At 68.3% G+C, this 13,642-nt stretch carries 12 protein-coding genes; 2 read left to right on the top strand and 10 right to left on the bottom strand.

Features of this window, described 5'->3' with window-relative positions; translation table 11 throughout:
• Positions 1-21 precede the first annotated feature (21 nt).
• Positions 22-768, top strand: a complete 747-nt coding sequence (locus NU688_RS13520) for an SDR family NAD(P)-dependent oxidoreductase (RefSeq protein ID WP_257861142.1) — start codon at positions 22-24, stop codon at positions 766-768.
• Positions 769-847: 79 nt separating this feature from the next.
• On the opposite strand, the gene NU688_RS13515 is transcribed toward NU688_RS13520, so the two are convergent.
• From NU688_RS13515 to NU688_RS13475, 9 genes are read right to left on the bottom strand one after another with little or no spacing between them, the layout of a single operon-like run.
• A complete protein-coding gene (locus tag NU688_RS13515; RefSeq protein ID WP_257861141.1) occupies positions 848-1,927 on the bottom strand; it encodes an enolase C-terminal domain-like protein in 1,080 nt (359 codons plus the stop codon).
• Between the two features lie 29 nt (positions 1,928-1,956).
• Positions 1,957-2,700: an ABC transporter ATP-binding protein gene (locus tag NU688_RS13510; RefSeq protein ID WP_257861139.1), complete on the bottom strand. Its 744-nt coding sequence runs from the start codon at positions 2,698-2,700 to the stop codon at positions 1,957-1,959.
• Positions 2,697-3,464, bottom strand: coding sequence for an ABC transporter ATP-binding protein (locus NU688_RS13505; protein ID WP_257861138.1), 768 nt, complete (start codon positions 3,462-3,464; stop codon positions 2,697-2,699). Before NU688_RS13505 ends, NU688_RS13510 begins: the two co-directional genes overlap by 4 nt.
• Before the next feature lies 1 nt (position 3,465).
• A complete protein-coding gene (locus NU688_RS13500) occupies positions 3,466-4,398 on the bottom strand; it encodes a branched-chain amino acid ABC transporter permease (protein WP_257861137.1) in 933 nt (310 codons plus the stop codon).
• On the bottom strand, positions 4,395-5,267 hold the full coding sequence (locus NU688_RS13495; RefSeq protein WP_257861136.1) for a branched-chain amino acid ABC transporter permease: 873 nt from the start codon (positions 5,265-5,267) through the stop codon (positions 4,395-4,397). Before NU688_RS13495 ends, NU688_RS13500 begins: the two co-directional genes overlap by 4 nt.
• Positions 5,260-6,435, bottom strand: a complete 1,176-nt coding sequence (locus NU688_RS13490; protein WP_257861135.1) for an alpha-hydroxy acid oxidase — start codon at positions 6,433-6,435, stop codon at positions 5,260-5,262. Before NU688_RS13490 ends, NU688_RS13495 begins: the two co-directional genes overlap by 8 nt.
• Positions 6,436-6,478: 43 nt before the next feature.
• Positions 6,479-7,654 (bottom strand): ABC transporter substrate-binding protein, encoded by a 1,176-nt coding sequence (locus NU688_RS13485; RefSeq protein WP_257861134.1) that lies wholly within the window; start codon positions 7,652-7,654, stop codon positions 6,479-6,481.
• A 50-nt stretch (positions 7,655-7,704) separates the two neighbouring features.
• On the bottom strand, positions 7,705-9,252 hold the full coding sequence (locus tag NU688_RS13480) for an indolepyruvate oxidoreductase subunit beta family protein (protein ID WP_257861133.1): 1,548 nt from the start codon (positions 9,250-9,252) through the stop codon (positions 7,705-7,707).
• Positions 9,249-11,417 (bottom strand): indolepyruvate ferredoxin oxidoreductase subunit alpha, encoded by a 2,169-nt coding sequence (locus NU688_RS13475; protein ID WP_257861131.1) that lies wholly within the window; start codon positions 11,415-11,417, stop codon positions 9,249-9,251. Before NU688_RS13475 ends, NU688_RS13480 begins: the two co-directional genes overlap by 4 nt.
• Positions 11,418-11,578: 161 nt before the next feature.
• On the opposite strand from NU688_RS13475, the gene NU688_RS13470 reads away from it, so the two are divergent.
• Complete coding sequence (locus NU688_RS13470; protein ID WP_257861130.1) at positions 11,579-12,505, top strand: LysR family transcriptional regulator; 927 nt, start codon at positions 11,579-11,581, stop codon at positions 12,503-12,505.
• Positions 12,506-12,520: 15 nt separating this feature from the next.
• On the opposite strand, the gene NU688_RS13465 is transcribed toward NU688_RS13470, so the two are convergent.
• Positions 12,521-13,636, bottom strand: coding sequence for a porin (locus NU688_RS13465; RefSeq protein ID WP_257861129.1), 1,116 nt, complete (start codon positions 13,634-13,636; stop codon positions 12,521-12,523).
• Positions 13,637-13,642 lie beyond the last annotated feature (6 nt).

Below are 13,642 nucleotides of genomic sequence, written 5' to 3'. Positions count from 1 at the left end.
CCTCACTGAAAGGAAACACACATGGAAAATCTGGCGAACAAAGTCGCTGTCGTCACCGGCGCATCGAAAGGCATCGGCGCGGCCATCGCGAAGGGGCTGGCCTCGAACGGCGCGGCCGTCGTGGTCAATTACGGAGGCGATCGCGCGGGCGCCGATCGGGTCGTTGCCGAGATTGCCGCCAGCGGCGGCAAGGCACGCGCGGTCCAGGCCGATGTGTCGAAGAAAGAAGAAGTCCAGCGGCTGTTCAAGGAAGCCAGCGAGGCCTTCGGCGTCGTCAACGTCCTGGTGAACAACGCCGGCGTCTTTGCACCCGGCCCGTTGGAAGCGATGACAGAAGCCGACTTTCATCGGCACTTCGACATCAATGTCCTGGGGACGCTGCTGGCCACGCAGGCCTTTGCCGAACAGAGCGACGGCAATGGCGCAAGCGTCATCAACATCACCTCGTCGAGCGTCGAGAACCCCGGACCGAACAGCGTGCTCCCCGTCGCATCCAAGACCGCGGTCGCGGCGATCACGCGGGTGCTTGCAGCCGAACTGGGGCCACGAAAGATCCGCGTCAACTCCGTCGCCCCGGGTCCCACGGACACCGACGGGCTGCGAAAGCTGGGCGTGGGGTCGGCCATCGTCGACTACGTTGTCTCGACCACGCCCATGGGGCGCATGGGCCAGACCGAGGACGTTGCGCCCGTGGTCGTTTTTCTCGCCTCCGATGAAGGCGGGTGGGTGACGGGCAACCACATCCTTGCGTCGGGCGGGGCGCGCTGATCAGATCAAGGTTGGCCATCGCGAAGTCGAGCAGGCCGACGTTCGAGGCGGAGCGCGCCGCCTGGCCACTTGGGCCCCGTCAGACCGCGAAGCGCTCCACCGCCTCTTCGTTCCACTCGATCCCCACGCCGGGCACGTCAGGTACCAAAGCCGCGCCGTTCTCGTACACCAGCGGCCGGGCAAGGATCGGATCGGCCAGCCCCATCTTCTCGAGCCAGTGCGCGGTCGGCGTCACCGCGAGCAGGTGCGCGCTGATCTCGTCGAAGATGTGGCTGGACATCGGGATCTGATAGGTCGCCGCCAGCGCACTCGCGCGCAGCCAGCCGCTCACTCCGCCGATCTTCATGGCGTCGGGCATCACGAAATCGGCCGCTCCGACCACGATGGCCTTGTGCATCTCGTCCACGCTGAACCAGTTCTCGCCCATCTGCACCGGCGTCTTCAGCGTATCGCGTATCAGCGCGTGGCCGCTGTAGTCTTCCTGCAGCGTGGGCTCCTCGATCCACGCGAGGCCGAAGGGCTCCAGCGCGCGGCCGCGTCGAATGGCCTCGGGCACCGACAGGCCCTGGTTCACGTCGACCATCAGGTGCACGTCGTCGCCGATGGTTTCGCGAATGAGCGCGACGCTCTGCACATCTTCCTTCAGCGTCTTGTGGCCGATCTTGATCTTGATCGCCTTCAGGCCCTGCGCCACCGCGCGCCTGGCGCGCTCAGGGCCGATCTGCGGGCCGTCCATGCTGTGGCTGTCGTAGGCCGGAATGCTCTTCACGCGGCCGCCCAGCAGTTCCGCCAGCGGCAGGCCGCGGTGCTGCGCGAGCGCGTCCCACGCGGCCATGTCGACGGCCGCCGAAGCGATCTTCACGATGCCGGTGTTGCCCAGCAGCCTGAAGCGGGCCTGCAGCAGCTTCTCGATTTCGTGCGGCGCCACGAGCTGGCCTTCGAGCAGGCGCTCCAGCGAATCGAGCAGCGCCCGCACCGGCGCCAGGCCGAGCGGCGTGTAGGTGAAAACATACGAGCGACCCGTGATGCCCTGGTTCGTCTCGATATCGAGCAGCACCAGCGGCGAGGTGTCGACCACGCCGACGGAGGTGCGAACCGGGAACTCCAGCGGCACGTTGACGGCCCTGGCGCGCAGGGATCGGATGAAGAGGTCTTGCATGATTGTTCACCTTGACTTCGAGGGTTGCGTCAGACGCCCAGATAGGCGCCGGCCACGCGCTCGTCGCGCAGCAGTTCGCCGGCCGGGCCCCACAGGGCGATGCTTCCGGTCTCCAGCACATAGCCCAGGTCGGCCACGGACAGCGCGGCGCGCGCGTTCTGCTCCACCAGCAGGATCGGAATGCCCTGGGCCTTCAGCCGCGCGATGACCGCGAAGATCTCGCGCACGAGCAAGGGGGCCAGGCCCATCGAGGGCTCGTCGAGCAGCAGCACCTTGGGCTCGCTCATGAGCGCGCGCGCGATCGCCAGCATCTGCTGCTGTCCGCCCGAAAGCGTGCCGGCCGCGAGGTGGCGTTTTTCCTCGAGCACCGGGAACAATGCATACATCTTCCCGAGCCGCTCCTCGCGCCCGTCGGGCCGCGTGTAGCCGCCGAGCAGCAGGTTGTCCTGCACCGACAACGGGCCGAACACCTGGCGCCCTTCGAGCACCTGCGACAGCCCGGCGCGCACGCGCCTGTCGGGGCTGTCCCGGCTGATGTCGCGGCCGAACAGCGACACGCTGCCCGCGCGCGATTCGATGAGCCCCGAGATGGCGCGCAGCAGCGTGGTCTTGCCCGCACCGTTGGCGCCGACCAGCGCAACAAGCTGCCCGGCGCCCAACCGCAGGTCGATGCCGTGCAGCGCTTCGATGCGGCCGTAGCCCGCGAACAGGCCGCGTACCTCGAGGGCGGCAGCCGCGTTCTCTGTGCCCATCGCCGTATTGCTCGCGCTCATGCTGCGCCCTCCTCTTCGACTTCCGCCCCCAGGTAGGCGGCAATCACCTGCGGGTTCGCGCGCACCTCGTCGGCCGTGCCCTCCGCGAGCTTGCGCCCGTAGTCGAGCACGAGGATGTGGTCGGAGATGTTCATCACCATCTTCATGTCGTGCTCCACCAGCAGCACGGTGACGCCCGATGCCGCGATCTGGCGGATCAGCTCGGTGATCTCGTGCGTCTCGGTGTCGTTGAGGCCGGCCGCCGGCTCGTCGAGCAGAAGCAGGCGCGGCTTGCCGGCCAGCGCACGCGCGATCTCCAGCCGCTTGAGCATGCCGAAGGACAGCTGCGATGCATGCGCCCCCGCATGCGCGCCCACGCCCACGTAGTCGATCAGGCGCAGCGCCTCGTCGCGCAGTGCCGCATCGGCGCGGCGGGTGGTGCCCAGCATGCCGCCGACGAGCGAACTGCGCGTGCGCAGGTGCGCGCCGAGCATCACGTTCTCGCAGGCCGTCATGTTCATGCACACCTGCAGGTTCTGGAAGGTGCGGCTCATGCCGCGCCGCGCCAGCGTGTCGGGCGAGTGCCCGGCAACGTTCTGGCCGTCCAGCAGGATCTCGCCGCCGCTGGGCACGTAGATGCCGCTCAGCAGGTTGAAGAGCGTGGTCTTGCCCGCGCCGTTGGGGCCGATCACCGAATGCACCGCACCGCCGCGCACGCTGAAGCTCACGTCCTGGATGGCATGCACGCCGCCGAAGGACTTCGAGAGATGGTTGACCTGCAGCATCTCAGCGCCTCCTTGCCAGCTTGAGCGCGATCGACGGCACCAGCCCCTTGGGCAGGAAGATCATCGTCAGCATCAGCACGAGCCCGAAGAACACCATCTCGTAGCCGTGCAGCCCGCCCAGCAGCTGCGGCAATGCGGTAAGGAGGGCAGCGCCGAGCACGGCACCGAAGGTCGACGCCATGCCGCCGAGCACCACCATGGTCGCGAGCTCCACCGAATGCGCGAAGGCCGCCAGCGACGGGCTGATGAAGCCGAGGTAATGTGCCGACAGGCTGCCCGACACCGCCGCGAACACGGCCGACACCACGAACACGCGCACCTTGAAGCGCGCGACGTCCACGCCCATCATCCGCGCCGCGACCTCCGAGCCGTGCAGCCCGCGCAGTGCGCGGCCCGCGGGCGAGGCGTACAGGTTGAGCGAGAGCACGATCGCACCGAACAGCACCACGCAGGCCAGCGCATACCAGTGCAGCACCTTGGCGAAGACGAAGCTGCCGACCTGCAGCGGCGGCACCGGCATGCCGTCGGGGCCGCCGGTCCATGCCACTTCGTTCACCAGCACGATGTTGACGATGATGCCCAGGCCCAGCGTCGCCATGGTGAGCGAATGCCCCTGCAGCCGCAGGATCGGCTTGGCGATGAGCCACCCGATGAGCGCCGCGCCCACCGCGGCCGCCGCGATGGCCACCACCGGCGGCCAGCCGAAGCGCGCGGTGACGATGCCGCTGCCGTAGGCGCCGATGGCCACGAACGCGGCGTGGCCGATGCTGATCTGGCCGGCGAAGCCCATCAGCAGGTTGAGGCCGATGGCCGCCACCGCCGCGAGCGCGATGCGCACCGCCACGTCGACGATGTAGTTGTTCGGCATGGCCAGCGGCAGCAGCGCAAGAACGAGCGCCGTGACGATCAGCGAAGGACGTATCGGAAATTTCATACGCGGTCCGATGTCTTGGCGCCGAAGAGGCCGTTTGGCATGACCAGCAGGATCACGACGATCATCACGAAGGGCACCGCGTCCTTGTAGGCCGACGAGATGTAGCCGGCCACCAGTGCTTCGAGCAGGCCGACGATGAGCCCGCCCACGACCGCGCCGAGCCCGTGGCCCAGGCCGCCGAGCGTGGCGGCCACGAAGCCCTTCATGCCCAGCAGCAGGCCGATGTCGTACACCGTGGTGGTGATAGGGGCGGCCACCACGCCGGCCAGTGCGCCGAGCAACGCACTGAGCCCGAACGAGAGCTGCAGCACGCGCGAACTCGGAATGCCCACCGCCTGTGCAGCCAGCCTGTTGGCGGCCACCGCGAGCATGGCCTTGCCGACCATCGTCCAGCGGAAGAACACGAAGATCGCGCCCACCAGCACCGCTGCCGTGCCCAGCACCCACAGGCTTTGCGGCAGCACGTAGGCGCCCAGGATCTGCAGCGAGGTGTCGCCGCTGAAGGACGGCAGCGTCTGCTGGTTCTTGCCGAGCACGATCTGCACCACGCCCTGGATGAAGATCGAGGCGCCGATGGTGATGATGATCAGCGACACCACGCTCGCTTCCCCCGCGGGCTTGATCGCCAGCCGGTACAGCAAGAGCCCGACGATCACCGTGGCGACAACGCCGCCGACCATGGCAAGGCCATAGGGCACGCTGGCGCCGACCAGCGCCGCCGCCACCATGGCGCCCAGCATCAGGAAGTCGCCCTGCGCGAAGTTGATGACGCCGCTGGCGTTGTAGATCAGCGAGAAGCCCAGGGCCGCGAGCGCATAGATGGCGCCGGTGGTGAGCCCCGAGAACACGAATTGCATGAAGTCAGCCATGGCTGTCTCCTGGTTGGAGGGATGCAGTGAGGTGATGCGGCGCGATGTCGGCCACGGTGTCGGCGCCGATCAGCGCCATGGTTCGCTGCGTTTCGTCGCAGAGCGTCTGCAGCACGGCACGTGCGCCGGCTTCGCCGCCCGCGGCCATGCCCCAGACGGCGGCGCGCCCGACGAAGGCGGCGGTGGCGCCGGCCGCCAGGGCCTTCACCACGTCGCTGCCGCGCCTGAAGCCGCTGTCGACGAACACGGGCAAGGCGCCCTTCACCGCATCGACGATGCGCGGCAGCACCGAGATGGTCGAGGGTGCGGCGTCCAGTTGCCGCCCGCCGTGGTTGGAGACGACGATGCCGTCCACGCCATGGCGCACGGCGCGCCGTGCATCGTCGGGGTGCAGCAGCCCCTTGAGGATGAGCGGGCCGTCCCAGAGGCGCCGGAGCCAGTCCAGCTGGTCCCAGACCAGCGTGCGGTCCATCGCGCGCGCCAGCAAGGCCGCCTGCAGCTGGGCGGAGGCGCCGGCCTCCTCGTGCTCCGCAAGATTGACGAACGCGGGCGATCGGCCCCGGCGCGCCATGTCCAGCGACCAGGCCGGATGCAGGGCCAGATCCAGCAGCATCGAGGGCGTGAAGCGGAACGGAAGCCGGAACCCGTTGCGCACGTCGCGCTCGCGCAGGCCGCTCACCGCGACATCGACCGTGAGCACCAGCGCGCCGTAGCCCGCATGGCGGGCGCGGCGCACGAGCTGCTCGGCGATGGACCTGTCGGTCATCACGTAGAGCTGCATCCACTGCACGGCCGCGGGGTTGCGTTCGAGGCCGGCGTCGCGCACCGCCTCGAGCCGCGCGTTGGAGGCGGTCGACAGCACGAAGGGCACGCCCGCAGCGGCGGCGGCGCGCGCCAGCAGCAGATCGCCCTCTGGCCGCACGAGGCCCGAGAAGCCGATGGGCGCCACGCCCGCCGGCATGGCCCAGTGCTGGCCGAACACCTCGATGCCGGGGTCGGCATGGCTCGTATCGCGCAGGCAGGTCGGCAGCAGGCGCACCGCGTTCAGGTCATCGACGTTGCGGCGCAGGCACGCTTCGTCTTCCGCACCGCCATCGACGTAGTCGAAGACGAAACGCGGCAGCCGCCGGCGCGCATGCCGCCGGTGGTCGTGGACATTGAGCTTCATGCCGCCCGGCCCTGGCGGCCCCGATGGCCCTGTTCGGCGCGCATCAGCGCACTTCCTTGAACGCGCCGCCCTGCACCTCGATCATGCGGAAGGCCGACGTGTCCAGTCCCATGTGATCGGTGGCCGACATGTTGTAGACGCCGCTCACGCCCACGAAATTGCGCGTGGCCTCGATGGCGTCGCGCACCTTGGCCTTGTCGGTGCCGCCGGCGCGCTTGATGGCATCCACCAGCATCAGCAACGCATCGTGCGCATAGCCGCCGAAGGTGGACACGTCGATCTTTGCCTGCGCCTCGTAGTCCCTGGCGTAGCTCACGCTCACGTTCTTCTGCGGATCGCTGGCGGGCAGCGCCTGCGCGATCAGCAACGCCGGAGACGGCATGCGGATGCCTTCGGAGGCCTTGCCCGCGATGCGGATGAACTCGACCGACGCCTGCCCGTGGCTGGTGTAGAGCGGCTGCTTCATCGCCAGCTGCTGGTAGTTGCGCGCGATGATGGCGGGCGCCTGGCCGGTGCCGAACACCAGGATGGCCTGGGCCGGCGACGACTTGATCTTGGTGAGCTGCGGCGTGACGTCGGTGTCCTTCTCGCCGTAGATCTGGTCTTCCGCCACCTTGAGGCCCATCGACTCGGCGACCTTGATGCTTTCGACGCGGCCCGACTTGCCGAAGCCACCGGTGTCGGACAGCAGCGCCACCTGCGTGAAGCCACGCTGCTTCATTTCGCCCAGCACCTTCTGCGCGGCCATGCGGTCGGAATGCGGCACCTTGAACACATAGGGCCGCACGGGCTCGACGATGACCGACGCGGCGGCCAGCGAGATCATCGGCATCTTCGCGGCTTCGGCCTGCGGCAGCATGGCCATGGTGGAGCCGGTGCTCGAGGCACCGAGGATGGCGTCGACCTCGTCCTGCATGATGAGCCGACGCGTGAAGGCGTTGGCCTTGTTGGCATCGCTGGCGTCGTCGTAGAGCACCAGTTCGAGCTTGCGGCCGAGCACGCCGCCGGCGGCATTGATCTTCTTGACGTACATCTCCAGCGTCTTCTGCTGGGGATCGCCGAGGAACGACGCGGCGCCTGTGGCCGAAACCACGGCGCCGATCTTGATGGGCGGCTCAGCGGCCTGCGCGGCGGTGGCGGCCGTGCCCACCGCCAGTGCGGCGAGCAGGCCGCCGAAGATGCGGCGCGTGAGATGCTGGTGCGGGTTGAAGTGGCTCATGTCTTTGTCTCCTTCTTTGTTTACGAACGTCTTGCCGGGAACCTTCAGCTTCAGCGCGCGGGCGTTCGCCGCACGATGCGAATGGGGTGGACCTTGGGCTCGGGCGGCTTGAGCCCGAGAACCCCGGCGAGGGCTCTGCCCTCGGGGTCGGCCAATGCGGCCTCGCGGGCCTTGCGCACGCGCGCGATGGCCGATTCGTTCGAGCCCGCGCCCATGTCGTCGAGCACGGCCGAGAGGTTGCGGTGGCCGCGCTCGCTGGTTTCGCCGTAGCCCTTGACGAGGTTGCCGCACAGCGCCAGTTCGTAAGCCAGTTGCGGGCTGGAAGCGAGCGCGCCCCGCACGGCCTCCAGCCACCGTTCGATCAGCGCTTGCTCGATGGCATAGCGCGAGGTGCGCGGGCGCCACGCGCGCAGCGAGCGCAGCACGCACAGCATCGCGAAGCCGCCGACGGTGTCGGTGCGCATGTGCAGGCCCACGTTGAGGCTGTGGGCCTTGTGCGCAAGTTTGCGGCGCAGCCAGTGGGCTGGCCGTGGGGGCAGCATCGAGCAGATTTCGTCGAGGCCCGGCTTGAGGTACTCGGTGAGGCGCAGCGGCTCGCCCTCGCGCGCGCCCACCTCCTGGCGCACGCGCTGGATGCGGTCGCGCCGCGTCTTGAGATCGGCGATGCGGATGACGTCTTCGTAGCTCATCCACAGCGCGAGGTAGCGCGCGGTTTCGCGCGTGACGGGGAACTCGCCGGCCCACGGGCGCTCTGCCGCCAGCACCGATTCGACGCGGTCGAGATAGAGGTCGGCGTAGCGCGCGCCCTGGTAGTCGGTGACCTGCTCGACACCGGCCTGCACGATGGCATGGAGCGGCGCGGGCATCGCGCGCACGCGCCCGATGGCGGGTTCGGGCGGCAGCACATCGGAGACAGCAGCAGCCTTCGCCGCGCCGCCGGTCACATGCTCGTAGCCCGCGGCGAATCCCTTCAGGCTCGCGGCCACCGCCTTGCCCGACTGGCGAATGGCTTCTTCGCACGCGGCACGGGAAAACGGCAAGGTGCCGCTGCCCGCCATCGCGCCGAACATCACCGTGTTGATGACGGTGCCGTGCTGCCACGCCAGTGCGCGCATGTCGAAGAGAAAGGTGCGCTGCGCGAGCTTGTGCGCGGCATCGACGACCCGCTCGCCCTCGTAGCGGCCGTCGCCCATGGCCGACTTCTCGGACACGGCGTACTCGCGGTGCAGCGAGGCCACCAGCGTGGTGCGCTGCGGATGCACGAAGCCGCCCTGCAGCACGCGGCCGGCTTCGACCAGCTCGGACGCGGCGACGATGTCGACGTCGCCCGCGTTCGGCGTGAGCGACAGCACCGGCTGCGCGCCGTTCAGGAGGCTGCGCGCCACCGGATAAATCTCGATGTAGTAGTTGGTGGCGCCAGTGCGCTGCGCCACGCCGGGCACCGACGTGCTCTGCACCGGGAAGTCGTGCGCGGATGCGGCGGCGATCAGCCAGTCGGCCAGCACGCCGCCGCCCTCGCCGCCCATGGCGGCCACAAGCACGGTCACGACGCGGGGTTCCTTGCCGGACAAGGCGGGCTTTGCTTCAGACACGTTCATGCCAGCGCAACCTTCTCGGCGGCGGGGCTGCGCGCCCTGCCTGCCATGAGCCCGATGACGCCGCTGCGCACGCGGAACATGAAGCGCTCCCAGGCGCCTGCGTTCTGCACGATCTCGGCCTTGTAGAACGAGGGGCACAGCACGGCCGCGTGCGCGTTCTCGCCGCACAGGCCGCAGCCGACGCAACCCTGGTTCACGGTGGCCACCGGGTCGGTGCGCAGCGCGCTGGGGTTGGGCTTGACGGTGAGCGAGGGGCAGCCCGACAGGCGGATGCACGAGTGGTCGCCGGTGCACACGTCGTCGTCGATGCCGAAGCGCGTGCGCACCACGCGCTCGCCGCGCTGCAGCTTCGCGGCATTCACCGGCTTGATGCGGCGCTGCCGCTCGAGCTGGCATTCGCCGTCGGCAATGATCACCTTCAGCCCGCCCTCTTCGGTGGTCATGGCCTCCTGCAGGGTGTCGCGCATCTCGGCGACGTTGTAGCTGGTGACCTTGCGCACCCAGGCTACGCCGACGCCCTTGAGCGCGGCCTCGATGTCGAGCGTGAGCGGGCGCGCCGCGGACTGCGTGGGCGAAGAAGGAATCGCCTGCGTGCCGGTGGCCGAGGTGTAGCCGTTCTTCAGGATCACCAGCACCGAGTCCTGGTTGTTGTAGACCGCGTTCACCACGCCGCTGGTGAAGCCGTTGTGCCAGAAGCCGCCGTCGCCCATGATGCTGAGCAGCCGGTTGCGCATGAGCGGCGCCAGGCCCGACGAACTCGCCAGGCCCAGGCCATAGCCCAGCACGGTGCTGCCGACATTGAACGGCGGCAGCGTGCCGAAGGTGTGGCAGCCGATGTCCGCGCTCACGTGGACCGGGCCGAGTTCTTTCTGCATCAGCTTGATGGCGGCGAACACTGGGCGCTCGGGACAGCCGATGCAAAAGCCCGGCGGCCGCGTGGGCACCGGCGCACCGAGCGCCTCGACGGCCTGCGGCTTCAGCACGGCGAGCGGCGCGGCGGCGGCGGCCACGTCGGCCGCGCCGGCCGACGCCAGGCCGGCCGGCGCAGTCAGGCGAACGAACTCGGCCAGCGCGCGCACCATCACTTCGCCGGTGTATTCGCCGGCCATCGGGAAGATGTCCTTGCCGTAGAGCGATGTCGCGCTGCCCGCGCGCCGCAGGATGGCGTGCAGCGCGTCTTCCATGTAGTTGGGCTGGCCCTCCTCCACCATCAGCACCGCGCGCTTGCCGTCGCAGAACGCGACCAGCTCGTCGGGCACCATCGGGTAGACCACGTTGAGCACCAGCATCGGGATGCGGCAGCCCCCGAAGGCGTCGGCCAGGCCGAGTTGCTGCAGCGCCCGGATCACGCCGTTGTAGAGGCCGCCCGGCACGATGAGGCCCACGTCGCCGCAGTCGCCTTCGAAGTGCTCGTTCAATTGCTCGCGCCGGATGAAGTCGAGCGCGGCCGGCCAGCGCGAGCTGATCTTCAGCCGCTCGTGCTCGTAGATCGAGGGCGGCAGGTTGATGTGGCTGAAGTCGAACTTCGGCTGCTGGATCAGCGCGCGCGTCGACACGGCCGGCGCCCGGTTGTCCTTGCAGGTGAAGCTGCCGTGCACATGGCAGGCGCGAATGCGCAACTGCAGCATCACCGGCGTCTGGCTCGCCTCCGACAGCTCGAAGCTGCGCTCGACCGCATCGACGATGGAACCGAGATTGGGGCGCGGGTCCATCAGCCACATCTGCGACTTCATCGCGAAGGCGTGGGTGCGCTCCTGGATGATGCTGGAGCCTTCGCCGTAGTCCTCGCCCAGGATCACGAGCGCGCCGCCCTTCACGCCGGCCGAGGCCAGGTTGGAGAGCGCGTCCGAGGCGACGTTGGTGCCGACCGTGGATTTCCAGGTGACCGCGCCGCGCACCGGGTAGTTGATGGAGGCGCCGAGCATGGCGGCCGCGCCGGCTTCGGAGGCGCTGTTCTCGAAGTAGATGCCCAGTTCGTCGAGCAACTCGCGCGAATCGCCGAGCACGTCGATCAGGTGGGAGATCGGCGCGCCCTGGTAGCCGCCGATGTAGCTCACGCCGGACTGCAGCAGCGCCTTGGTCACCGCGAGGATGCCCTCGCCATGGAACACCTCGCCATTGCCCAGCGACAGGCGTTTGACCTCTTCGGCGAATGAACGCTCCATGTTGTCTGTCTCCTGCGCGGCCCCTGGAGGGCTGCGCTTTTTCTCGTGGGTTTCGGCCCCGGGGAAACGCGTTCGCCCGAGGATCGATGCGAACTTTATGGGTCGCGCTCTTGTTATCCAATCGATAGAATTCGCGTTACACATCGATCCCATCTATACAGATGACGCGCACTCCTTCCAACGTCGACATCTCGCGGATCGATCTCAATCTGCTGCGCCTTTGCACCACGCTGCTGGAGACGCGCAACGTCACGCTCGCAGCGGAAAGGCTGGGCGTGACGCAGCCCACGCTGAGCTACGGCCTCGCCAAGCTGCGCAAGCGCTTCAACGACCGGCTGTTCCTGCGCGGACCCCAAGGCATGCTGCCCACGCCGCTCGGCGAGCAGCTGGCCCGCGAATTCGCGCAGGCGCTGGGGCAGATCGATCGCGCGGTCGAATCGGCCGAACACTTCGAGCCTTCGGACACGCACCGGCGCTTCAGGGTCGCCATGTCGGACATCGGCGGGCTGTACTTCGTGCCGCCCCTCTTGATGCAGCTGCAGCAGACCGCGCCGTTCGCCGAACTGGAAGTCAAGCAGGTCACGCTCGACCAGGTGGTGGATGGGCTGGCCAGCGGCGCCATCGATGCCGCGGTGGGCAACCTGCCGATCGCGGCGGGCCATACGCGCAGCGCGCTGCTGTTCCGCGAACGCTATGTCTGCCTCGTCGGCACCAAGCACCATCCCCGCCGCGGCCCGATGACGCTCAAGCGCTTCCTGGCCTCGCGCCATGTGCTGGTGGCATCGCCTTTCTCAGGGCACCAACTGGTGGAAGAAGCATTGCGCGCACACGGCGTCTCGCGGCGCATCGCGGTGACGATTCCTCATTTCACGGTGCTGCCGGGCCTGGTGGCACAGAGCGATCTGCTGGTCACCCTGCCGTCGCGCGTGGCGCGCGTGTTCGAAGGCTTCGGCGGACTGACGAGCGTGGAGCTCCCGGTGACGCTGCCCGACTTCGAGGTCAAGGTGCATTGGCACACGCGGCATGAAAACAGCCCGCCGGTGCGGTGGTTCCGCGACCAGATCGTGACGGCGCTTGCGCCGCTGTAGCTGCGGACTTTCTTGTCAGAACGAATGCCGGATGCCCACGCCGAAGCTCGTGGCGCTGGCCTCGACCCGCCGCGGCGGCGCAGGAAGCGTCCGGGTCGCGGTCCGGTCGTTCATCACCATGACGTAGACGTCGGTGCGTTTCGACAGGAAGTGGTCGTAGCCGACGCTGGCCACGCGGCGGCTGATGTTGCCGCCCGGGGAACTGGCAGGAACCGGTGCGACGAGATCGTTGGTTCGCCGTGATGCGAATCCGATCAGCACCTGGCCCACGCCCACGGGGATCGCGCTGCTCAGGCTCCATAGCCTGTGGTCCTGGTCTGCGGGCGCCGCCGGGGTTCCGCCGTCGTGGATGGCGCCCAGATTGGCGAAGAGCTTGGCCCATTTGAAATCGTAGGCGCCGGACAGGAGCCACGACCGGGTCTGCGCGCGGGATGTGCCATCTGCAAAAGTGAGCGGCGTCTTCTTCACGTCCTGCCAGGCGAAGCCAAGGCTGAGGTCGTCCCGCCTGTACGACAGCTGCGCACCCACGTTGCGCTTGCCCTGCCCTTCCGCCGCGGCGGCGGCCACGCTGAACGAGAAGCCGCCGAGCACGGGGCTGTCGTACACGACCTGGTTGGTCCACGTCGTTCCACCCGACAGCGGCCCTCCGACGAAGGTGACCAGGTTGATCGGCGAGAAGGTGGTCGACGCGCCGAACGCATTGGTCGTCAGCGCGTTGATGCGCATGAAGGTGGTCAGGTTGCCAAGCCTGAGCGAGCCGTAGCGTGCATGGCCCACGCCCACCCACGAAGAACGGCTGAAGTACGGGTCGGCCGTCACGTTGACCGGCGGGCCTATTGCATCGCTGCGGCCCAGTGCCCCCGTATCCGTGCGAACGAATGACGAAAGCTCGAACGCCGCATAGAGCCCGTCGCCCAGGTCTTCGCGTCCGCGAAAACCGAAGTTGCTGGTGGTCATGCCGCCACCGGTCAAGCCCGATGTCGGCTTCTCCAGTGCATTGGCGCCCGCGAGATTGGCGACGCGGCCCACAAACGTGTCGACCTGGCCGAACACTGCCACGCTGGACTGCGCATGAGCACCGCCCTCGATCGCCATCAATGCGGCGCCGATCAGGCTCGCTTTCGTTTTCATCGTTGT

The sequence above is a fragment of the Variovorax sp. ZS18.2.2 genome (assembly GCF_024701975.1).
Lineage (GTDB): Bacteria > Pseudomonadota > Gammaproteobacteria > Burkholderiales > Burkholderiaceae_C > Variovorax.
The sequence above is the reverse complement of the archived record's forward strand: the minus strand, read 5'-3'. Positions and strand labels throughout refer to the sequence as shown.